General features: G+C 70.9%; 21 protein-coding genes and 1 tRNA gene. 14 read left to right on the top strand and 8 right to left on the bottom strand.

From position 1 onward, the window contains the following. Positions 1-365 (top strand): DUF5954 family protein (locus JHN45_RS21255; protein WP_236583896.1); only part of this gene is annotated, 365 nt, incomplete at its 5' end. 87 nt (positions 366-452) lie between these two features. On the opposite strand, the gene JHN45_RS21250 is transcribed toward JHN45_RS21255, so the two are convergent. The 4 genes from JHN45_RS21250 to JHN45_RS21235 all read right to left on the bottom strand — a co-directional run bounded on the left by JHN45_RS21250 (position 453) and on the right by JHN45_RS21235 (position 2,535). Then, positions 453-1,052 carry a DUF305 domain-containing protein gene (locus JHN45_RS21250; RefSeq protein WP_201050056.1) on the bottom strand — a complete coding sequence of 200 codons (600 nt, stop codon included), beginning with the start codon at positions 1,050-1,052 and terminating at the stop codon, positions 453-455. Positions 1,053-1,126: 74 nt separating this feature from the next. After that, positions 1,127-1,540, bottom strand: a complete 414-nt coding sequence (locus JHN45_RS21245) for a DUF6153 family protein (RefSeq protein ID WP_236583895.1) — start codon at positions 1,538-1,540, stop codon at positions 1,127-1,129. Positions 1,541-1,596: 56 nt separating this feature from the next. Then, positions 1,597-2,268, bottom strand: a complete 672-nt coding sequence (locus JHN45_RS21240; protein WP_201050057.1) for a hypothetical protein — start codon at positions 2,266-2,268, stop codon at positions 1,597-1,599. 193 nt (positions 2,269-2,461) lie between these two features. Further along, positions 2,462-2,535, bottom strand: a tRNA-Pro gene (locus tag JHN45_RS21235). Between the two features lie 100 nt (positions 2,536-2,635). Between JHN45_RS21235 and JHN45_RS21230 the strand changes: the two genes are divergently transcribed. From JHN45_RS21230 to JHN45_RS21215, 4 genes are all read left to right on the top strand, one after another. Then, on the top strand, positions 2,636-3,175 hold the full coding sequence (locus JHN45_RS21230) for a DUF309 domain-containing protein (RefSeq protein WP_201050055.1): 540 nt from the start codon (positions 2,636-2,638) through the stop codon (positions 3,173-3,175). 91 nt (positions 3,176-3,266) lie between these two features. Further along, a complete protein-coding gene (cobF, locus tag JHN45_RS21225) occupies positions 3,267-4,040 on the top strand; it encodes a precorrin-6A synthase (deacetylating) (RefSeq protein ID WP_201050054.1) in 774 nt (257 codons plus the stop codon). A 70-nt stretch (positions 4,041-4,110) separates the two neighbouring features. Next, a complete protein-coding gene (locus JHN45_RS21220) occupies positions 4,111-6,189 on the top strand; it encodes an MDR family MFS transporter (RefSeq protein ID WP_201050053.1) in 2,079 nt (692 codons plus the stop codon). Positions 6,190-6,262: 73 nt separating this feature from the next. After that, complete coding sequence (locus JHN45_RS21215; protein ID WP_200711325.1) at positions 6,263-6,748, top strand: hypothetical protein; 486 nt, start codon at positions 6,263-6,265, stop codon at positions 6,746-6,748. Here the strand turns inward: JHN45_RS21215 and JHN45_RS21210 are convergent. Together JHN45_RS21210 and JHN45_RS21205 are read right to left on the bottom strand one after the other, a co-directional pair. Then, a complete protein-coding gene (locus tag JHN45_RS21210; protein WP_201050052.1) occupies positions 6,735-7,493 on the bottom strand; it encodes a cobalt-precorrin-6A reductase in 759 nt (252 codons plus the stop codon). The two genes, JHN45_RS21215 and JHN45_RS21210, sit on opposite strands and share 14 nt — an antisense overlap. A 22-nt stretch (positions 7,494-7,515) precedes the next feature. Then, positions 7,516-8,289, bottom strand: a complete 774-nt coding sequence (locus JHN45_RS21205) for a sulfite exporter TauE/SafE family protein (RefSeq protein WP_200711327.1) — start codon at positions 8,287-8,289, stop codon at positions 7,516-7,518. Positions 8,290-8,403: 114 nt separating this feature from the next. Between JHN45_RS21205 and JHN45_RS21200 the strand changes: the two genes are divergently transcribed. Continuing rightward, entirely contained in the window at positions 8,404-9,228 is an 825-nt protein-coding gene (locus tag JHN45_RS21200) for an alpha/beta hydrolase (protein ID WP_201050051.1), read from the top strand. 67 nt (positions 9,229-9,295) lie between these two features. Further along, the gene (locus JHN45_RS21195) at positions 9,296-10,108 is read left to right on the top strand and encodes an SAM-dependent methyltransferase (protein WP_201050050.1); all 813 of its coding nucleotides are present in this window, start codon (positions 9,296-9,298) and stop codon (positions 10,106-10,108) included. A 24-nt stretch (positions 10,109-10,132) separates the two neighbouring features. Here JHN45_RS21195 and JHN45_RS21190 read toward each other — a convergent pair whose 3' ends face one another. Next, positions 10,133-11,296: a sensor histidine kinase gene (locus JHN45_RS21190; protein ID WP_201050049.1), complete on the bottom strand. Its 1,164-nt coding sequence runs from the start codon at positions 11,294-11,296 to the stop codon at positions 10,133-10,135. A 153-nt stretch (positions 11,297-11,449) separates the two neighbouring features. On the opposite strand from JHN45_RS21190, the gene JHN45_RS21185 reads away from it, so the two are divergent. The 4 genes from JHN45_RS21185 to JHN45_RS21170 are packed head-to-tail and all read left to right on the top strand — an operon-like array spanning position 11,450 to position 15,249. Beyond that, positions 11,450-11,824 (top strand): DUF4333 domain-containing protein, encoded by a 375-nt coding sequence (locus JHN45_RS21185; protein WP_200711331.1) that lies wholly within the window; start codon positions 11,450-11,452, stop codon positions 11,822-11,824. Further along, positions 11,821-12,504 (top strand): ABC transporter ATP-binding protein, encoded by a 684-nt coding sequence (locus tag JHN45_RS21180; RefSeq protein WP_201050048.1) that lies wholly within the window; start codon positions 11,821-11,823, stop codon positions 12,502-12,504. The genes JHN45_RS21185 and JHN45_RS21180 overlap by 4 nt, the downstream gene beginning before the upstream one ends. Positions 12,505-12,520: 16 nt before the next feature. Then, positions 12,521-14,518, top strand: a complete 1,998-nt coding sequence (locus tag JHN45_RS21175) for an FtsX-like permease family protein (protein WP_201050047.1) — start codon at positions 12,521-12,523, stop codon at positions 14,516-14,518. A gap of 38 nt (positions 14,519-14,556) precedes the next feature. Continuing rightward, complete coding sequence (locus tag JHN45_RS21170; RefSeq protein WP_201050046.1) at positions 14,557-15,249, top strand: response regulator transcription factor; 693 nt, start codon at positions 14,557-14,559, stop codon at positions 15,247-15,249. 6 nt (positions 15,250-15,255) lie between these two features. Here JHN45_RS21170 and JHN45_RS21165 read toward each other — a convergent pair whose 3' ends face one another. Further along, positions 15,256-15,753: a MarR family winged helix-turn-helix transcriptional regulator gene (locus tag JHN45_RS21165; RefSeq protein ID WP_200711335.1), complete on the bottom strand. Its 498-nt coding sequence runs from the start codon at positions 15,751-15,753 to the stop codon at positions 15,256-15,258. Between the two features lie 252 nt (positions 15,754-16,005). Here JHN45_RS21165 and JHN45_RS21160 point away from each other — a divergent pair, with 252 nt between their 5' ends. The 3 genes from JHN45_RS21160 to JHN45_RS21150 all read left to right on the top strand — a co-directional run bounded on the left by JHN45_RS21160 (position 16,006) and on the right by JHN45_RS21150 (position 19,907). Next, the gene (locus JHN45_RS21160; RefSeq protein ID WP_201050045.1) at positions 16,006-17,043 is read left to right on the top strand and encodes a zinc-binding dehydrogenase; all 1,038 of its coding nucleotides are present in this window, start codon (positions 16,006-16,008) and stop codon (positions 17,041-17,043) included. A gap of 84 nt (positions 17,044-17,127) precedes the next feature. Beyond that, entirely contained in the window at positions 17,128-18,339 is a 1,212-nt protein-coding gene (locus JHN45_RS21155) for a sensor histidine kinase (RefSeq protein ID WP_200711337.1), read from the top strand. Between the two features lie 86 nt (positions 18,340-18,425). After that, positions 18,426-19,907 (top strand): MFS transporter, encoded by a 1,482-nt coding sequence (locus JHN45_RS21150; RefSeq protein WP_200711338.1) that lies wholly within the window; start codon positions 18,426-18,428, stop codon positions 19,905-19,907. The last annotated feature ends 52 nt before the right edge of the window (positions 19,908-19,959 follow it).

Raw genomic sequence — 19,959 nt, 5'->3', positions numbered from 1 at the left:
CCAACCCGAAAAGGTCAGTAGACGAGGAGACCCGGGCCGAGTACGCGCGGGCGGCCGACCGGATCGACGCCGAGCGCTGCGACGAGATCGTGATCGACGGGTGCCGGACGCGGATCGTGCGGGTCGAACGGCTCGTCCGCATCGGCCCCGACGGCCCCGAGGGCCCGCGCCCCTCCGACCACGACCCTGAACTGCCGACCGCCGTCCAGGAGGAACAGCTGCGCGCGGAGGGCCTGTTCGACGAGAACCGCGTGGTGAGCGAGGAGGAGGCCGAGCAGCAGCGGATCGCGGAGGAACAGGCCAAGGAGTTCCTACGGCTGTTCGAGGAGCAGCGCCGCAAGCGGGAGGCGGCGGAGGGGTCCTGAGCGTGGGGGTGGGGCCTACCGCGGGACACGCGGTAGGCCCCACCCTGTTCACCGGTGGCGTCAGCTCTCGCCTTCGCCGGTGGTGTGTCAGCCCTTGCCGAGCATCTTGTTCATCTGCGTGATCTCGGCACTCTGCGCCGTGATCACGTCAGCGGCGAGCGCGGTGGCGGGACGGTAACTGCCGTCCGCCTTCTCGGTCTTGGCCATCGCCACGGCGCCCTCGTGGTGCTCGACCATCATGTTGAGGAACATGCTGTCGAACATGGCACCGGAGGCCTTCTCCAGCTTGCCCATGTCCGCGTCGGTCATCATGCCGGGCGTCGAGGACGACATGTCGTGGCCCATACCGGTCATGTCCTGGGGCACCTTCTCGCCCCACGACGTGAGCCAGCCGGACATGGTCTTGATCTCGGGGTCCTGGGCGCCCTTGATCTTCGTGGCGAGGCTCTTGACCTGGGCCGAGGAGGCGTGGTCGGCGGCGAGCGAGGCCATCTCCACGGCCTGCCGGTGGTGCTGGATCATCTCCTTGGAGAAGGAGACGTCGGCGGCGTTGTGCCCGCCCGCCTTGGTCCCGCTGCTTCCCTTGCTGTCGCTGTTGTCGCCACAGGCGGCGAGCGTGAGGGCGGCCACCGAGGCGGTGACGGCGAGAGCGACGGTACGACGGGCGAACCCGCGTTGTGCGGTCATGGTGGTACTCCTGGAACTGGAACGGTCGTCTGTGCAGGGCATGCCGAAGCGCGCGGGTGGGCGCGCGGGCCGCTCTAGATCCGCAGGAGTTGGAGTTCGGAGAGGGAGGGCGGGGCCCGGCCGCCGTCGGGGCCACCGCCGGTCAAGGACCCCCGGATGTCCGACAGTTGGGCCCAGGCGGCCACATCGGGCACCAGCAGCGGAACCACGGCCGGAGTACCGGCGACGGAGGCCGAGGCGCAGGTCGCGTCCGCGTGGGTCATGTGGCTGCCGCAGTCTCCCGCGTCGTGATCGCAGGCGTCCGGCGCCGACGCCTTCTCCGCCACGGCCGTGGTCATGGCGGTCACGGCGTGCCCCGGCGCGGGGTGGGCCAGGGGAACGGGCCCGAGTCCGTGCATGCCCAGCAGGCCCAGAAGCAGCGCGGCCACGAGCATCCCGTAGTGCCGCACCCTCGGGTGCGGCACTACGGGATGCTCGGGACGGGTCATGCGGTCACCATACCCTCCCTGGGTATGGCGACCGCACAAGGGGTGGCTACGCGAGGTCAGTTCCGCACCGCCGGTGCCGCTGCTACGGGTACTGCCGGTGCTTTCGCGCTGCGGTAGGTGGAGATGCTCAGCGCGAGCAGCCAATAGCTGAGAATCGCGCCCATGAGAGCGGTCGTACCCCAGCCGTTCGCCGCGTAGAAATTCGCGGGAGAGTTCCCGAAGAACAGGGACGGCACGAAAGCCAGATTGATCCCGGCCAGGACATAGGCCGACCTGCTGGTCCAGCGCGGCAGGAGTTCCGTACGGGAGACGGCGAATCCCAGCGCGGTCAGAAAGAACGCGAGCATGAGCCGCGAGATCGACCCGTAGAGAATATACGTGCCGCTGACGTCGATCGTCGGGTCGATCGGATGGTCGGCGGCGATGACCGCACCGGCTTCCAGACCGCTGGAGACCAGCGTGACCGTCGTGTAGACCAGCCCGGCGGTGAAGGCCATGGAACCGGCCCACTCGTACGCGGGATTCACGCGCTTCACCAGTTCGCGGAAGGCCGTCACGAACACCAGCAGAAACGCCAGCGCGACGATCCCGATCAGCAGCCGGGCCAGAACATTCGCGTCCGGCGGCGGTCCCGAATAGATGAAGTAGAGCGGAACTTCGACGATGAGAGCGACCGCGGCGGCGATTCCCGCACCGCCCACAAGACGCCTGGCCGACATTTCATTCATGGTGTCCCCCGGAATTTCCGTGTGGTGGATTCGGTACACCTCGAATCCTGCCGCCGACGGCACACACAGTCCCTGGGCCTGAGGACCGGATCGGGGGTGTGCCTGACGACACCCTCACCTGCGGCCCCAAAAACGATCGAGGGGCGGTTCCGGATTCCTCCGAAACCGCCCCTCGACCAACGACTCCATCGAGTCGGGACGACAGGATTTGAACCTGCGACCCCTTGACCCCCAGTCAAGTGCGCTACCAAGCTGCGCCACGTCCCGTTGCGCTTTCCTGCGGTGAACCACGTGATCGCGCGAACAGCAGCCTACCCCACGGTCGGGGGTGCGCCGAAGCCGGTGCCGGGCGCGGGACAATCGTCGTATGAGCGACACATCCTCGGACGGTGCGGGCGGTATGGGCGGTACGAACGGGGTGCGGGACCGGGACGGTGAAGGGCGGGCGCGCAACGCCCGGCCCCGGGACGGGCTGGGGCGGCCGCTGCCCTACGGCGTGGACGGTGTCGCGCGGCAGCCCGAGGGCGTTGTGCGGGCGCCGGAGGAGACCGTCGTCGAGGCGCAGGCGTTGCTCGACGAGGGGAAACCGTTCCACGCGCACGAGGTCTTCGAGGACGCCTGGAAGTCGGGGCCGGACGAGGAGCGTGCCCTGTGGCGCGGGCTCGCCCAGCTCGCGGTGGGGCTCACCCACGCGGCCCGGGGGAACGTCACCGGCGGCGCCCGGCTGCTGCGGCGCGGTGCCGGGGGCGTGGAGGAGTGGGCGACGCTGACCGGGCGGGAGCGGCCGTACGGGATGGATCTCGCCGGGGTCGCCGCCTGGGCGCGCGGGCTCGGCGACGACGTGGAGCGGGGCGGCGGGAACGTGGACGCACGGGCGCGGGCACCCCGGCTGCGCGGGACGTCGTAGCCGGTCGGTGGAGCCGGTCGACGCCGTGTCGGTGTCGGTCGGTGTCGGTGCGGTGTACGGACTGTCAGTGGCGTGGGGCAGACTCGGGGGTGTGCGAAAGATTCATGTCATCGGTATCGGCGCGGGCGACCCCGAGCAGCTCACTCTCCAGGCGGTCAGGGTGCTGCGGAGCACCGACGTGTTCTTCATTCTCGACAAGGGCGAGGTGAAGTCCGACCTCACCGGGCTCCGCCGGGACATGCTCGACGCGCACATACCGGAGGGGACGTACCGCCTGGTCGAGGCGCGCGACCCGGAGCGGGACCGGAAGGCGGGGGGTGCCGCGTACTCCCCCGCGGTCGGGGACTGGCGCAGCGCTCGCGCGGACATCTACGAGCGGCTCATCGTCGAGGAGTTGGGCGAGGACGAGAGCGGCGCGTTCCTGGTGTGGGGTGATCCCTCGCTGTACGACAGCACGCTCGGGATCCTGGAGGAGATCCTGGACCGGGGCGCGGTGGCCTTCGAGTACGACGTCGTGCCCGGCATCAGCAGTGTCTCGGCGCTCGTCGCCCGGCACCGCACAGGGCTGAACCGGGTGGCCGGGCCGGTGCAGATCACCACGGGCCGGCGGCTGTCCGAGGGGTTCCCGGAGGGGGTGGACGACGTGGTCGTGATGCTCGACGCGCGGCAGACCTTCCGGCAGTACGCCGACCAGGACATCGACATCTACTGGGGCGCCTACATCGGCACCCCGGACGAGATCCTCGCGTCCGGGCCGATAGCCGAGGCCGCCCCGCGCATCGAGCGGCTGCGCGCGGAGGCCCGGGAGCGCAAGGGCTGGATCATGGACACGTATCTGTTGCGCAGGCACCCGGCAGTGGAATAGCGCGCGAAGAAGCAACCCGAGCGGCCCCGCCCACTGTGCACGGATGGTCCACCGGTGTGAAAGTGACCTCGTGACAGTCGCCGAGGAAACCTCGCTGCCTTCCGCGCAGCAGCCCCCCGTGCTGGACCACCGCCGTCGCAACGTCGTCTTCGTGACGATCATGCTCGGCATGCTGCTGGCGGCCCTCGACCAGACCATCGTGGGGACGGCCCTGCCGACGATCGTGTCGGATCTCGGCGGTGCCGCGCACATGTCGTGGGTGGTCACCGCCTATCTGCTGGCGGAGACCGTGGCGACCGTGCTGGTCGGCAAGTTCGGTGACCTCTTCGGCCGCAAGGTGGTCTTCCAGGTCTCGGCGATCGTGTTCATCACGGGCTCGTTCCTGTGCGGTCTCGCCACCAACATGACGCTGCTGATCGCCTGGCGTGCGGTGCAGGGCATCGGCGCGGGCGGCCTGATGGTGACGGCGATGGCGCTGATCGCCGATGTCATCCCGCTGCGGGAGCGCGGCAAGTACCAGGGCGCGATCGGCGCGGTGTTCGGCGTGGCCACGGTCATCGGCCCGCTGCTGGGCGGCCTGTTCACCGACCATCTGACCTGGCGCTGGGCGTTCTACGTCAACGTGCCCATCGCGATCGTCGTCGTCATCGCGGCGGCCCGCACCATCCCGGTGGTCAAGTCGGCCGTACGGCCCGTCATCGACTATCTCGGCATCGCGCTGGTCGCGGTCGGCGCCAGCTCCCTGATCCTGGCGACGAGTTGGGGCGGCAACGAGTACGCGTGGAGTTCGGCGACCATCATCGGCCTGTTCGTGGGCGGCACGATCGCGCTCGGTCTGTTCTGCTGGGTCGAGACGCGGGCCGCTCAACCCATGCTTCCCATGCGGCTGTTCGGCAACCCGGTGTTCGCGGTCTGCTCGATCCTCAGCTTCATCGTCGGCTTCGCGATGCTCGGCGCGCTGACGTATCTGCCGACCTATCTGCAGTACGTCGACGGCGACTCGGCCACGGTCTCCGGTGTGCGGACGCTGCCCATGGTGATGGGGCTGCTCATCGCGTCCGTCTTCAGCGGCAATGTGGTCAGCAAGACCGGCCAGTACCGCGTCTTCCCGATCATCGGCTCCGCGGTGATGGGCGTCGGGCTGTATCTGATGTCCCTCATGGGTCCGGGCACCGGCGCGTTCCTGGAGTCGGTGTACATGTTCGTGCTCGGCACCGGCATCGGGCTGTGCATGCAGGTGCTGACGATCGCCGTGCAGAACACCGTCGAGTACACCGACCTGGGCACCGCGACCTCCGGCGTCACCTTCTTCCGTACGCTGGGCAGTTCCTTCGGCACCGCGGTCTTCGGCACGATCTACGCCAACACTCTGGGCCCCAATCTCAAGGACGGCATCGCGTCCGCAGCGAGGACGAGCGCCCTGAACCCCGCCGCCATCACCAAGGCGGCGACCAGCCCCGAGGGCCTGCACAAGCTGCCGCACGCGGCCGCCGCGCCGATCATCAACGCGTACGCCGACACCATCCAGACGGTGTTCCGGTGGACGGTCCCGGTCGCGGTGATCGGTTTCGTCGTCGCCCTGTTCCTCAAGCAGGTGGAGCTGCGCGACAGTGCGCGGATGGGCTCCACCGACATGGGCGAGGGCTTCGCGTCACCGCGCGGCGCGGACTCGCAACGCCTCCTCGAAGCGGCCGTCGGCAAGGTCATCGGCAGCACGGACCTGGACACGGCACGGCGGATCATCACGGACTCCGACACCCGGCTGGACATCGCCGGCGCCTGGGCCGTGATGCAGGTCGAGCTGTTCGGCCGACTGGTCGGCCACGCCAGCCTCGGCCTGATCGCGGCCCGCAGGCACATGCCCCCGGAGGTGCTCCTCCCTGTCTTCGACCGCATGGTCGAGGAGGGCTACCTCACCCGCACCGGCTCCCTCCTCTCCCACACCGCGGCGGGCGAACGCGAGGCCGAGATCATCGGCAGGGCGTGGGGCAACTGGCTGGAGGCCCGGGTCCAGCAGGACATCGGCCGCCCCTCGGGCGCCGACCTCCGCGCCGCGGTCGACACCATCGCCAAACGCCTGCTGGTCGAGGACCTGAGCTCCGGACTCCCGCAGCGCCCGGCGGAGTTGGCGGAGAGCTCCACCTCCTGAAACCCCTGAAAGGAGAGCTCCGCCTCCTGAAAACCGGGTGCCGGGCGAGCGGAGCCGCTGTCACACTCACGGCATGTCCCCGATGCCCGTGCGCTTCCACGACCCGCGCGCCACGCTCGCCGACTTCACATCGTCGATGCTGGTGCGCTGCCCGCGCTGCGAGCACATCGCCTACTTCGAACAGCGTCCGTGCACCCCACCGGACGCCGACGGCAAAAGGTACCCGCACACCCGCCTGGTCTGCCGGTCCTGCGGCCTGTGCCGGATCAGGATCGGCGCGGACCACTCCTCGCGGTATTCCAGCGCCTGCACCTGCCCGGCCCTGTGGCTGCGGACCGGAACCCGGCACGGTGAGCTGTGGGCGTACAACCTCCAACACCTGGACCTCATCAGGCGGTTCGTCGCCGCCGACCTGCGCGAACGCGCGCCCTGGTACGACACCGGCCGGAAGATGACGCTGGTCGCCCGGCTCCCGGCCTGGATCAAGAGCGCCAAGAACCGGGACGAGGTGCTGCGCGCGGTGGACCGTCTCCGGGCCACGGTCATCACCCCGGGCTGAACCCCAGCCGCCCCAGCCACTCCAGCGCTCCGCCCACATCAGGCACCACACGCACACCCTCCGGCAACGACGGCCGTCCTACGACCACCACCGGGACGCCCGCCTCCCGCGCGGCCGTGAGTTTGGCCGAGGTCGCCGCTCCCCCGCTGTCCTTCGTCACGACCACGTCGATCCGGTGCTCGCGCAGCAGCGCCGCCTCGTCGGCCACCGTGAAGGGCCCGCGCGCGAGCAGCACCTCCATATCCGCCGGCATCGGGGGCTCGGGCGGCTCCACCGACCGTACGACGAAGTGCAGTTGGGACAGGTGGGCGAAGGCGGCGAGGCCCAGGCGGCCGGTGGTGAGGAGGATGCGGTGCCCGAGTCCGGGCAGGAGGTCGGCGGCCTCGGGCAGTGAGGCGACCGGGTGCCAGTGGTCTCCGGGGACCTGCTGCCAGCCGGGTCTGCGCAGGACCACGACGGGCAGCCCGGTGTCCGTCGCGGCCCGCGCCGCGTTCGCGGTGATCGACTCGGCGAAGGGGTGCGTGGCGTCGACGACCGCGTCCACGCGCTGCTCCCGCAGCCACTCGGCCAGCCCCTCGGCGCCGCCGAATCCGCCGATCCGTACCTCCCCGGCCACTGCCCCCGGCCGCGACACCCGCCCGGCGAGCGAGGTCGTCACCCGGACCTCGGGACGCCGTACCGCCAGCTCGGCGGCCAGTTCGCGTGCCTCGGTGGTGCCGCCGAGGATCAAGATGTGCGGGGGCATGGAGCGAGCGTACGAGGTCACGTCAGCGCAGGAGCAGTTGCAGGCCGCCGATGATCGTCGCCGCGATCACGAGTTGCTCGAACAGTCGCTGGTTGATGCGGTTCACGGCCCATTTGCCGATCAGCGCACCCGGCACGACGAACGCCGCGAGTGCCGCGTCGAGCAGCAGCGAGTGGCCGTCGATCAGGCCGAGCCCGACGCTGAAGGGCACCTTGGTGACATTGACGATCAGGAAGAAGAAGGCGGACGTGCCGAGGAAGCCCAGCTTCCGGAAGCCTGCCGAAAGCAGGTACATCGACATCACCGGGCCGCCGGCGTTGGCGACCATCGTCGTGAAACCGCCGAGCACGCCGTAGGAGCGGGCCTTCACACGGCCGGACCTGGTGGCCACCGAGTCCGGCTCCTCGTCGGTCTCGGCCTTGCGGCGGCGCCACAAGGTCACCCCGGCCATGAGCAGCAGGATCGCGCCGATCGACGTCCGCACGACCGCGTCGTCGGCCCACACCAGGAACAGGGTCCCGATCACGACGCCCGCCGCGACCGCCGGGAACAGTCGCCACAGCGTGGGCCAGTGGGCGTGCCGCCGGTAGGTGAGGACGGCGAGCACGTCGCCGACGATCAGGATCGGGAGCAGTACGCCGGTGGAGGCGCGGGCGGGCAGGACGGCCGCGAAGATCGCCAGGCTGACCGTGTTGGCCCCGCTCACGGCGGTCTTGGAGAAGCCGACGAGCAGGGCCGCGGCGGCGAGCGCGGCGAATTCCCAGCCGGATATGTGCCAGAGCGTCATCGTGTTCATGCGAGGACCGATCGTATGTCCTTACATCTCCCCGCGTAAGGAGTGTCTCGCCAGGTGGCCCCTGCCCTACCTCGGTGGATCATGGCATCGGACTGGCGGTGCTAGTTTCTGACCGTGGCCGACACCCGCGAGCATGTCCTCCCCGGTACCCGGAACACGATCACGGCACGCGAGTGGCCGCACGAGCGCCCCCGGTACGTCGCCCTCGTCGCGCACGGATACGGCGAACACATCGGCCGGTACGCCGGGTTGGCCGCCGTACTGGTGGCGCACGGCGCCGCCGTCCTCGGGCCCGACCACCAGGGTCACGGCGAGTCGGGCGGTGAGCGCGTGCTGATCGGCGACTTCGAGGACGTGGTCACGGACCTGCGCTCCGTCGCCGACCTGGCCCGCGCCACGTACCCGGGCGTCCCGCTCGTCCTGATCGGCCACTCCATGGGAGGCCTGATCGCGTCCCGTTTCGCGCAGCGGTACGGCGGCGAGCTCACCGCGCTGGTGCTGTCCGGGCCGGTGATCGGTACCTGGGCGCTGCCGGGCCGGCTGCTCGCCCTCGACGAGATCCCGGACGTCCCGATCAACCCGGCCGCGCTCTCCCGTGACCCGGAGGTCGGTGCGGTGTACGCCGCTGATCCGCTGGTTTGGCACGGTCCAATGAAGCGGCCGACGCTGGAGGCCTTCGCCCGCACCCTGACGACCGTCGCCGACGCGGGTGACATCGGCCGACTGCCGCTGTTGTGGCTGCACGGCGGTGACGACCGGCTCGTCCCGCTCCCCGGCAGTCGCGTGGGCGTGGAGCGGTTGAACGGCGGGGAGTTGACCGAGCACGTGTATCCGGGCGCCCGGCACGAGGTGTTCCACGAGACGAACCGGGCGGAGGTCTTGGCGGACCTGATCCGTTTCCTGGACGGTGTGTTGAGCGGCGACACGCGCTCGACATGACCGTGCCAAACTGCTCGCACACCCCAACGGGGTCGTCGTGGAACAGAGTCGAGCAGAGGAGCCTCGCGTGACCGGGACAGAACCGGCCGTCCAGCGGATCGACACGTCGAAGCCGCATCCGGCCCGGGTGTACGACTGGTTCCTCGGCGGCAAGGACAACTACCCGGTCGACGAGCAACTGGGCCGTCACATCACGGCACTTGACCCGGGCGCCCCGCGTACCGCACGGGCCAACCGCTGGTTCATGCAGCGCGCGACGCGGCTGCTGGTCCGGCAGTCGGGCATCCGGCAGTTCCTGGACGTCGGCACCGGCATACCGACCGCGCCCAACCTCCACCAGATCGCCCAGTCCACCGCGCCGGACGCGCGGATCGTGTACGTCGACAACGACCCGATCGTCCTCGCGCACGCGGCGGCGCTGTTGCGCGGCACGCCCGAGGGTGCGACGGAGTACCTCCAGGCCGACGCCCGCGAACCGCTCACGATCCTCGAACAGGCCGCCCGCGTACTCGACTTCGACCAGCCCGTCGCCCTCTCCCTCATCGCCCTGCTGCACTTCATCGCGGACGAGGACGGCGCCCACGAACTGGTCGACACCTTGATCGGCGCGCTGGCGCCGGGCAGTTGTCTGGTGGTGTCCGCGATGACCGCCGACTTCGAGCGGGAGAAGGTGGAGCGGGGCATCGCCGCCTACGCGGCGGGCGGGGTGACGCTGGTGGCCCGTTCGCACGCCGAAGTGAGCAGTTTCTTCAAGGGACTTGAGCCGATCGAACCCGGGATCGTGTCCGTGGCCGACTGGCACCCGGAACTCGCGGAGGGCGAGACACCGCTCGGCGAGGGACCGATCTCGCTGTACGGAGGGATCGGCTTCAAGGCCTGACGGGACGCCCGCCGGTGCCGCCCCTCATGACCGCCCGGCCGGAAACACCGCCCGCACCTCCCACCCGCCCCCCGCGCGCGGACCGGCCCGGAGTTCGCCGCCCAGCGCCGTCACCCGTTCCGTGAGGCCGACGAGACCGAAGCCGCCGCCGTGCGCGGCGGCCGGGAGCTGGGTGCCGCCGCGGCCGTCGTCCGTCACCGTGACCTCCAGCCGACGGCCCGCCCGGCGCAGCCCCACGGTGACCTCGGGGGCGTCGGCCGCGTGCCGTCGTACGTTCGTCAGTGCTTCCTGTACGACCCGGAAGGCGGCGGCCTGCACCTCGTGCGGGAGGTCGTCGGGGAGGGCGGGGTCGCGGCGCAGGGTGACCTTCTGGACCGGGCTCGCGAAGCCTTCGACGAGTTCGGCGACGGCCGCGAGGTCGCCGGCCGGGCGACGGTCGGCCGCGTCCGGTCCGGTGTCGCGCAGCACTCCGACCGTGCGCCGCATGGACGCCAGGGCCTCGGTCGCGGCGCGTTCGATGCCCGAGAGCACGGGGTCGAGGTCCGCGGGCCTGCTGGTCGCCATCATGCGGGCCACCTGGGTCTGCACGAGGATGCCGGTGACGTGGTGGGCGACGAAGTCGTGCAGGTCGGCGGCGATGGCGAGGCGTTCGGCGCGCCGGGTCTCGGTGACCGCGACGGTGCGGCGGTAGTCGAGCGAGCGCAGATAGCCGGCGAACCCGGCGACGGCCCCGACGAGGACCAGTCCGACCGTCGTGACCAGCAGCATGTTGTCGTCGGTGAGCGAGTGGAAGTAACGGGCCGGCAGGGCCAGCAGCGCCAGGCCGTCCAGGACGCCGCACACCGCGGCCCACGGTTGCGGACAGTGTCGTACGGCGATGAAGGTCAGGGTCAGCAGGATCACGATCTCGCCGGGGCCGAACAGCTCCGCGTGATCGGCGAGGATCGCGCCCGCGCTGTACAGCAGCGATAGGACGGCGGGCGCGGCGGTGCGCAGCTGCGGGGTGAGCCATCGCGGGCGCCGGGCGACGGGCCACAGGACGGCGGCCAGGCCGGTGCCGAGCACCAGGACCGCGGGCCAGGCCGAGCGGCCGGTGGAGGCGGTGAAACTCAGGTCGTAGGCCGCGAGACCGAGCAGGGCGCCCACGGCGAGCCCCCGTGCGCAGCCCCGGCCGGTGACGGATCTCATGCTGGTCACGGTATGCGAGGCGTGGTGGGGTGGGATCGGCCGAACGGTCGAGCGGGGGCGCCGCGAACCCTGGCCGTTCGGCCGAGGCGGGCCCGGGTCCGGGCCGACGAGAGTGGGACCGCTTCCTCCCCTCCCATGCTTCAGGAGTACGTGATGCAGTCCACCAGGTTCGTCATCGGGGTGATCGGCGGCGCGACGGCCGCGGTCGCCCTCGGTGCGCTCGGCACCCATCTGCTGTCCGGCACCCAGTCCACCACCGAACTCGACGCGCACAGCACGGTCACGGTGGACGGCCACAAGGCGCTGTCGGCGGACATCGTGGCCGGCCGGGCCCAGAGCAGGTACCACCCGCTCCCCTGGGTCGGCGACAAGGTCTCGGGGGTCACCTGCCCCACCGGTCTGAAGGCCGTCGCCGGAGCGACCGTCACCTGCACGGGCAGGAAGAGCGACGGCACGGCGGTCGACATCCCGGTCACCGTGGTCAAGGCCTCGGCCGACTCCGTCACGTGGAAGTTCGACCGCTCATGAGCGCCGTCCTGGCCGGTGTCGGCCTGATCAAGAAGTACGGCTCCACCACGGCCCTGGCGGGCGTGGACGTGGAGGTCGGCGCCCGCGACTCCGTCGCGATCATGGGTCCGTCGGGCTCCGGCAAGTCCACGCTGCTGCACACCCTCGCAGGGATCGTCCGCCCGGACGGCGGCCAGGTGCTGCTGTGCGGGGACCGGATCGACGACCTGGGCGAGAACCGGCTCAGCGCGCTGCGCCGCAAGAGGTTCGGATTCGTCTTCCAGTCCGGCCAGTTGCTGCCGGAGCTGCCCGCCGAGGAGAACGTCGCCCTCCCCCTGATGCTGGAGGGGCTGCCCCGGGCGCAGGCGGTGGAGCGCGCCAGGCGCTGGTTCGCCCCGCTCGGTCTGGACGGTCTGGAGTTGCGCCGCCCGGGCCAGTTGTCCGGTGGTCAGGCCCAACGGGTCGCCATCGCACGGGCGTTGGCCGTGGCGCCGGACGTGGTCTTCGCCGACGAACCGACCGGTGCCCTGGACCAGGCGACCGGCACGGAGGTCGTACGGCTGCTGACGTCGGTGACTCGTGAGCAGGGTGCCGCGCTCGTGATGGTCACGCACGACGCCGAGGTGGCCGCGCACTGCGACCGGGTCCTCCAGGTCCGGGACGGCCGGATCAGCGACTACAGCCAGTTCACCGTCAGTTGAGCCTCCGGAGTCCCCGATGCGTTCCCCCGTACTGCCCCTGACCTGGCATCTCGCCAAGGCGTCCGGCCGCCGCGGCCTACAGAGCCAACTCCTCGCCGCCACAGCGGCGGCCATAGGTTCCCTCGTCCTACTCACCCTGCTCGCCGCCTACTTGGGCGCGGGCGCCCGCGCCGACCGCACCGCCTGGCGCACCCCCGCCCCGGACCGCCACGGCACCGCGGTCCAGGCTCTCGCCACGACCTACGTCCGCGACGAACCGATCACCGTCGTCTCCCTGGCCCAACTCCCCCACCACACACCGACACCCGCCCCACCCGGCCTCGACTCCTTCCCGAAGCAGGGCAATTGGTACGTCTCCCCGGCCCTCGCGCGACTCCTCCGCACCCTCCCCCAGACCCAACTGGCCGACCGTTTCCCGAAGTCGACGCCCTACGGCACGATCGGCGCCGCCGGGCTCGCCTCGCCCGACGAGCTTGTGGCGGTGATCGGCCGGGCTCCCACGGACCCGGCGGTCGCCAAGTCGGCCGACAGGCAGGGCATTTACGACGACGGACTGACGGCACGCTCCGTCGTCTCCGGGTTCGCCGGTACGCAGCGCAGTGTGTTCACCGTCGACGACCAGGGCGCCGTACTCCTCGGTGTGGGTCTCCTGGTCGTCCCCGTGATCGTGCTGGCCGCCGCGGCCGGGCGGCTCGGCGCCGCCCGCCGGGAACAACGCCTCGCGGCGCTGCGGCTGGCCGGGGCGACTCCTCGGCAGATCCTCGCCATGACCGGCGTCGAGGCGGCGGCGGTGGGTGCGGTCGGTGCCCTGGCGGGTGCGGTGGCCTACGGGGCGCTGCTGCCGGCGCTCGCCGAGGTGCCGTACGGGATCGGGACCTGGTACGTCGGGCAGTTGTGGGTGGGGCTGCCGTGGGTGGTGGCGGTCGTGGTGGGGGTGGCCGGGCTGATCGCGGTGAGCGCGATGTCGACGCTGCGGCAGGTCGCGTCCTCGCCGCTCGGTGTCGCCCAGCAGTCGGACCCGCGCCGTACCCGGCTGATCCGGCTCGTGCTGTTCGTGGCGGTGCTGGTCTACATCCGGGTGAGCACGCACGGCAGCACGCTGAAGCCGGGGACGCTGGTCGCGCTGATGGTGCTGTTCTACGGCGCGTTCTGGATGTTCGGGCCGTGGCTCGTGGACCGGCTGGGCCGGGTCGTGGGGCGGTTCGCGCGCCGCCCGGCGACCCTGCTGGCGGCCCGTCGGCTCAGCGACGATCCGCGCGGTGCCTGGCGGACGGTGAGTGGTCTGGTACTGGCCGGGTTCGTCGCCGGGTTCTTCACCGTCGGGCTGCTCGGCATCGTCGGCCTCGACCACCGCGGCCAGGTCGCCGTACCGACCGCGAACGCCGCCGAGGCCCGGCACGCGGTCGGCGAGGCCCGCCGACTGCTGGGCGCGGCGGGTGTCGACGCGACCGTGGGTACGGACGACGACGGCTTCCTGCTCGGCGGCACCGACGGCGTGGTCGCGCATGTCTCCGGCGGACCGGCCGCCCTCGACACGGCCGTCACCGTCCTCCAGCCGCTCGGCGCGGGCAGGCTGCCGTACGCGGGTGCCTACGCGGAGGCGCAGGACGCCGCCGTCAGCGACCGGCTCGCCCAACTCGGCACCGCCACACTGGCGGTGAGCTTCCTCGTCGCGACGGCCTCGGCGGGCCTGACCGCCGCCGCGAACGTCCTCGACCGGCGCCGTACGTACGGTCTGCTGCGGCTGTCCGGTACTCCGCTGAAGGTGTTGGACCGGGCCAGGGTCCGCGAGACGGTGCTCCCGCTGGTCGTACTGGCCGGCGGTACCACCGCGACCGGTCTGTACGCCGCCGTCCAGGTCAACAAGGCGGCGGGCAGCACGATCAGCACCTCCGGCGCCGTACAGCTGGCCGTCTGTGTCACCCTCGGCGCCCTCGCCATGCTCGCCGCGATCGGCGCGAGCCGCCCGCTGCTGCGCGCGGTCACTGCGGACCCGGCCCGGACGACGGACTGACACCGACCGCCCCCTTCCCTCTGAGGCATGATCGAGCCATGACCGTCCCCGCCCCGCCCATCCGTGTGCTGATCGCCGACGACCAGGAGATGGTCCGTACCGGTTTCCGGTTCTTCCTGGACGCGCAGCCCGACATCACCGTGGTCGCCGAGGCCGTCGACGGCGAGGAGGCCGTGGCGCTGGCCCGGCGCGAGCGGCCCGATGTGTGTCTGCTGGACATCCGGATGCCGAAGCTGGACGGGCTCGCGGCGACGCGGTTGCTGGCGGGGCCGGACGTGGCCGATCCGCTGCGGGTGGTCGTGGTGACGACCTTCGACCTGGACGAGTACGTGTACGGCGCGCTGCGCGGCGGGGCCTGCGGGTTCCTGCTGAAGGACGCTGGACCGGTCCTGCTGGCGGAGGCGGTCCGGGCGGCGGCGGCCGGTGACTCGCTGGTCTCGCCCTCGGTCACCGTCCGGCTGCTCAGGCACCTCACCGACACGACGACGGCGGCACCCCAACCGGCCCCACCCGCACCGGCGTTGCGCGAGCCGCTCACCGACCGCGAGGCCGAGGTGGTCCGGCTGGTCGCCCTCGGCCGGACGAACGCCGAGATCGCCGCCGAGCTGTATGTCTCCCTGTCCACGGTGAAGACACATCTCTCCAGCGTCCAGCTGAAACTGGCCGCACGGAACCGCGTCGAGATCGCGGCCTGGGCCTGGCAGCACGGTCAGGTGCGGCCGAGCCCCTGAAGGCCCTCAGGCCGAGATGTCCACGGCCGCTTCCGCGTGCGTGACGAAGTCGTCGACCAACCGGTGGAAGAGCGCGGCGAGTTGGCGCAGGTCATCCGAGGACCAGTCCGCAAGCGCCACCTCCATGCCTCTGCGGCTCACGTCGCGGATGCGGTTGACGGCGGCCAGTCCGCTGTCGGTGAGCTGGATGCGCTGGGCACGGCCGTCGTCGGGGTCCGGGATGCGGACGACATGGCCGAGTTGTTCCAACTGCCGTAGCTGGCGGGTGACATGGGAGGCCTCCACCGACATCCGGACCGCGAGGACCCCGGGGCGGAGCGGCTCGCTCTCGGCGATGTGGCGCAGGATCGCCACGGCGGCCCGGTCCAGGGGCAGCCCGACCAGCGCCATCAGACGCTCGTGCTGCCGGGCCCGCCCGGCGAGATAGGCGATCCGGGTCAGGACCCGTTCGATCTCGGCCACGTCCTCCGGGACGGGCGCTGGTGCGGGTGGCGGTGTGGACATGCGTCCACCGTAACAGGTACTTGCCTGAGTTAAGCAAGGTCGAGACGGTTGCTTGACTTAAGTAATGCATTTATGGTTGCCTAACTCAAGCAAGTCCAGAGCTGGGGTCACCGAAGCGGAGGTGTCCCCGTCGCGCCGTACGCCGTGGGGACGGAGTATGGCGCCGTCACCGGTCCCGGCGGTCGGAGCACTCCCCCCGTCCACCGCCGGGGCCGGTGACACCCCTCACGCACATGGAAAGCGAGTCCCCTCATGGCCACGATGAAGTCCGTCCAGACCGGTGCCGTCGACAAGATCGACGTGGTGGAGGTCGAGCGTCCGGTGCCCGGACCCAAGGACGCCCTCATGAAGATCCGTGCCTGCGGGATCTGCGGTACCGACACCTTCTTCCTGCACATCGGCGGCGGCCCGTTCGGCGCGGGCGGCGCCATGGTGCCGGTCCCCCTCGGGCACGAACCGGCCGGTGAGATCGTCGAGGTCGGTGCCGAGGTCGACGGTCTGAAGACCGGGGACCGGGTGGTCGTCAACCCGCAGGGCTCGCCCTCCGGGATCATCGGCTGCGGCGGAAAGCACGGCGCCATGAGCGACTACCTCCTGCTGGAGGACTGCGAGGTCGGCAAGAGCGTCACCGTCTTCCCCGACACCGTGCCCTTCGACGTCGCCGCCCTCAACGAGCCGATGGCGGTGGCCCGGCACGCCGTCAACCGTTCCGAGGCCAAGCCCGGCGACAAGGTCGTCATCTTCGGTGCCGGGCCGATCGGTCTGGGCGCGGCCATCTGGCTGAAGCTGCGCGGGGTCGAGCATGTCGTCGTCGCCGACGTCATCGCCTCCCGCCTGGAGACCGCGCTCGCGGTCGGCGCGGACGCGGTCATCAACTCCGCCGAGGAGGACGTGACCTCACGCCTCACCGAGCTGCACGGCCAGGCCGCCAACGCGCTGGGCCAGCCTCGCGCAGGCACCGACATCTACATCGACGCCGCCGGTGTCGCCGCCGTCGTCAACACCACGGTCGACTCCGCGAAGTGGGGCGCCAAGCTGGTGATGGTCGCCGTACAGAAGAAGGGCGCCGACATCGACCTGGGCGGGATGCTGCGCAGCGAGCTGACGCTGATCGCCTCGCAGGGCTACCCCACCGAGATCTTCGAGGTCACCCAGGAGATCGTCGAGCACCACGAGCGGTTCGCCAAGCTGATCAGTCACCGGGTGCCCTTCGGCGAGGTCGAGCACGCCTTCGAGCTCGCGCTCACTCCGGGCGCGGCGGAGAAGATCGTCGTCACCTTCGACGAGTAGACGAGCAGCGGACGGCGCGCCGGCCCCACCGCCCCCGGCGGCCACCGGCGCGCGTCCGACCGCCTCGGACAGGACCCCCACACCATGATCCACCGCCTGCAGCGGGTGCTGCGCTGCCATCCCCGTACCCTCGATCTGGTCCTCGCCGTCGCGCTCCTCGCCTGCGCCTTCCCCGGCAGCATGCTGACGATCCCGGGCCGCGACCTCGAAGTCCCTTGGTGGCCCGGTGTGTTGGTCTCGGGTCTCGCCTCGCTCGCCCTGTTGTGGCGGCGCACCCTGCCGCGCACCACCGTGGTGGTCACCCTCTGCTGCGCGATGGTGGTGGCCGGGCTCGGCTACATCGTCACGGTCCTGGTGATCGGGCCGCTCATGGTCGCGCTGTACACGCTGGCCCTGCGTTCCGAGCGGACCACCGCGAACCTCTTCACCGCCGCCGGCATCACCCTGCTGGTGGGGACGGCCCTGATGGTGGGCCCCAACAACGAACCGCTGGTCCTGAAGCTGCTCGGTCCCGTCTTCTGGCTGCTGCTGCCGACCTCGCTGGGCACCACGACCCGGCTCCGCGCGGCCTATCTGGAGGCGGTGCAGGCCCGTGCCGAGCACGCGGAACGCACCCGCGAGCAGGAGGCCCGCCACCGCGTCACCGAGGAACGGATGCGGATCGCCCGCGATCTGCACGACGTCGTCGCCCATCACCTCGTACTCGCCAACCTCCAAGCGGGCACCGTCGTACGGCTGATGCGCAGCCGCCCCGAGGAGGCCGAGCGGATCGCCGGCGAACTCGCGGGCACCACGCTGTCGGCCGTACGCGAACTCAAGGCCACCGTGGGCCTGTTGCGGCACGCGGACGACTCGGAGGCTCCTTCGGGCCCCGCGCCCGGACTGGCCCGACTCCCCGAGCTGGCCGCCTCGTTCGAGCCCGCCGGGCTCGTCGTCAGCGTCAGCACGGAGGGCAGGCCGCAGCCGCTGTCCGCCGGTACGGATCTCACGGCGTACCGCATCGTGCAGGAGGCGCTCACCAACGTGACCAAGCACGCGGGCACCGGTTCGGCCGAGGTACGGCTCAGCTACTCGCACGACCGGCTGGGCATCACCGTCACCGACCACGGGGGTACGGCGGCCCCCTCCTCCCCCGCCACCGGTGGCGGCTACGGAGTCATCGGCATGCGGGAGCGCGCGCTCTCCGCCGGGGGCCGACTCCACGCGGGTCATCGGCCCGAGGGCGGCTTCGAGGTCGTCACCGAACTGCCGTTGCTCCCCCGTTCACCGACCCACACCCAGAATGTACTTGCGTAACTCAATCAATCTCATTATGGTTGAGTGAGTCAAGCAAGTCAGCTCGTCCCTGATCGTCTCAGCTCGTTCCCGATGGAGGCTCTGCCATGTCCGACGCCCTTGCCCGACCCGCCGAAGCGGGTTCCTCCGCTCCGCCGAGGTCGAACGCCGTCGTCGCGGTGCTGGCCTTCGCGGGAATCGTCGTCTCGCTGATGCAGACGCTGGTCATCCCGATCATCCCGGAGCTGCCGAAGTACCTGAACGCCTCCGCGTCCAACACCGCGTGGGCCGTCACCGCCACCCTGCTGGCCGCAGCCGTCGCCACCCCGGTCGTGGGCCGCCTCGGCGACATGTTCGGCAAGCGCCGGATGCTGCTCACCAGCATCGTGCTCCTGGTGTCCGGCTCGATCGTGTGCGCCCTGGCCGACTCGCTGGTCCCGATGGTCATCGGCCGCGCGCTCCAGGGGCTGGCCGCAGCGGTCGTCCCGCTCGGCATCAGCATCATGCGGGACGTGCTGCCCAGCGACCGGCTGGCCGGCTCCACCGCCCTGATGAGCGCCTCGCTCGGCGTCGGCGGCGCCCTGGGTCTGCCCTCGGCCGCCTTCATCGCGGACCACTACAACTGGCACTCCCTCTTCTGGATCTCCGCCGCCCTCGGTGTCCTGTCCTTCCTGCTGGTCCTGGTGCTCGTGCCCGAGTCCAAGGTCCGCACCGGAGGCCGCTTCGACCTCGTCGGCTCGCTCGGACTCTCCGCCGGACTGATCTCCCTGCTGCTCGCCATCTCCAAGGGCTCCGACTGGGGCTGGACCAGCGCGACCACCCTGGTCCTCGGCACCGCCGCCGTCGCGATCCTGCTCTCCTGGGGCTGGTACGAGCTGCGCAGCCCGCAGCCGCTGGTCGACCTGCGCACGACCGCCAAGCCGCAGGTGCTCTTCACCAACCTGGCCTCGATCGCCCTCGGTTTCTCGATGTTCGCGATGTCCCTGGTCCTCCCCCAGCTGCTGCAGCTGCCCACCCAGACCGGCTACGGCCTGGGCAAGTCGATGCTGACGGTCGGCCTGGTGCTGGCCCCGCAGGGCCTGGTCATGATGGCCATGTCCGCGGTGTCGGCGGGCGTCACCAAGGCCAAGGGCCCCAAGGTCACCCTGATGATCGGCGCGCTGATCGTGGCCTCCGGCTACGCCCTGAACATCGTGCTGATGTCCGAGGTCTGGCACCTCATCCTGGTGTCCTGCATCATCGGCGCCGGTGTCGGCTTCACCTACGGCGCCCTGCCCGCCCTGATCATGGGCGCGGTCGACCCCTCCCAGACCGGTGCCGCCAACAGCCTCAACACCCTGATGCGGTCCCTGGGCACCAGCTTCGCCAGCGCCATCGCGGGTGTGATCCTGGCCCAGATGACCACCGACTTCGGCGGCGCCGCCCTTCCGTCGGAGAACGGCTTCAAGGTGGTCATGGCGATCGGTGCCGGAGCCGCGCTGCTGGCCTTCTTCCTCGCGAGCCTGATCCCCAAGGCCCGTACGGCCGTCGAGGCACCGGCCGCCAAGGCACCGGCCCCCGCTCCGGAGGTCTCCGAGGCCAAGGCCTGAGGCATTCTGGTTCATCGAACACCCGGCGGTCGCCGCCCCGCACCCAGCGGGA

Source organism: Streptomyces sp. MBT53 (assembly GCF_016654115.1).
In the GTDB taxonomy this organism is placed as follows: domain Bacteria; phylum Actinomycetota; class Actinomycetes; order Streptomycetales; family Streptomycetaceae; genus Streptomyces.
Note: the sequence above shows the minus strand (reverse complement) of the source record. Positions and strands in the feature narration are given on the sequence as shown.

What these genes read in the sequence shown, in the direction of transcription:
- JHN45_RS21250 (WP_201050056.1), bottom strand. Translation starts at nt 1,052, where the DNA reads ATGACCGCACAACGCGGGTTCGCCCGTCGTACCGTCGCTCTCGCCGTC.
- JHN45_RS21245 (WP_236583895.1), bottom strand. Translation starts at nt 1,540, where the DNA reads ATGACCCGTCCCGAGCATCCCGTAGTGCCGCACCCGAGGGTGCGGCAC.
- JHN45_RS21240 (WP_201050057.1), bottom strand. Translation starts at nt 2,268, where the DNA reads ATGAATGAAATGTCGGCCAGGCGTCTTGTGGGCGGTGCGGGAATCGCC.
- JHN45_RS21230 (WP_201050055.1), top strand. Translation starts at nt 2,636, where the DNA reads ATGAGCGACACATCCTCGGACGGTGCGGGCGGTATGGGCGGTACGAAC.
- JHN45_RS21215 (WP_200711325.1), top strand. Translation starts at nt 6,263, where the DNA reads ATGTCCCCGATGCCCGTGCGCTTCCACGACCCGCGCGCCACGCTCGCC.
- JHN45_RS21210 (WP_201050052.1), bottom strand. Translation starts at nt 7,493, where the DNA reads ATGCCCCCGCACATCTTGATCCTCGGCGGCACCACCGAGGCACGCGAA.
- JHN45_RS21205 (WP_200711327.1), bottom strand. Translation starts at nt 8,289, where the DNA reads ATGAACACGATGACGCTCTGGCACATATCCGGCTGGGAATTCGCCGCG.
- JHN45_RS21190 (WP_201050049.1), bottom strand. Translation starts at nt 11,296, where the DNA reads ATGAGATCCGTCACCGGCCGGGGCTGCGCACGGGGGCTCGCCGTGGGC.
- JHN45_RS21185 (WP_200711331.1), top strand. Translation starts at nt 11,450, where the DNA reads ATGCAGTCCACCAGGTTCGTCATCGGGGTGATCGGCGGCGCGACGGCC.
- JHN45_RS21180 (WP_201050048.1), top strand. Translation starts at nt 11,821, where the DNA reads ATGAGCGCCGTCCTGGCCGGTGTCGGCCTGATCAAGAAGTACGGCTCC.
- JHN45_RS21175 (WP_201050047.1), top strand. Translation starts at nt 12,521, where the DNA reads ATGCGTTCCCCCGTACTGCCCCTGACCTGGCATCTCGCCAAGGCGTCC.
- JHN45_RS21170 (WP_201050046.1), top strand. Translation starts at nt 14,557, where the DNA reads ATGACCGTCCCCGCCCCGCCCATCCGTGTGCTGATCGCCGACGACCAG.
- JHN45_RS21165 (WP_200711335.1), bottom strand. Translation starts at nt 15,753, where the DNA reads ATGTCCACACCGCCACCCGCACCAGCGCCCGTCCCGGAGGACGTGGCC.
- JHN45_RS21160 (WP_201050045.1), top strand. Translation starts at nt 16,006, where the DNA reads ATGGCCACGATGAAGTCCGTCCAGACCGGTGCCGTCGACAAGATCGAC.
- JHN45_RS21155 (WP_200711337.1), top strand. Translation starts at nt 17,128, where the DNA reads ATGATCCACCGCCTGCAGCGGGTGCTGCGCTGCCATCCCCGTACCCTC.
- JHN45_RS21150 (WP_200711338.1), top strand. Translation starts at nt 18,426, where the DNA reads ATGTCCGACGCCCTTGCCCGACCCGCCGAAGCGGGTTCCTCCGCTCCG.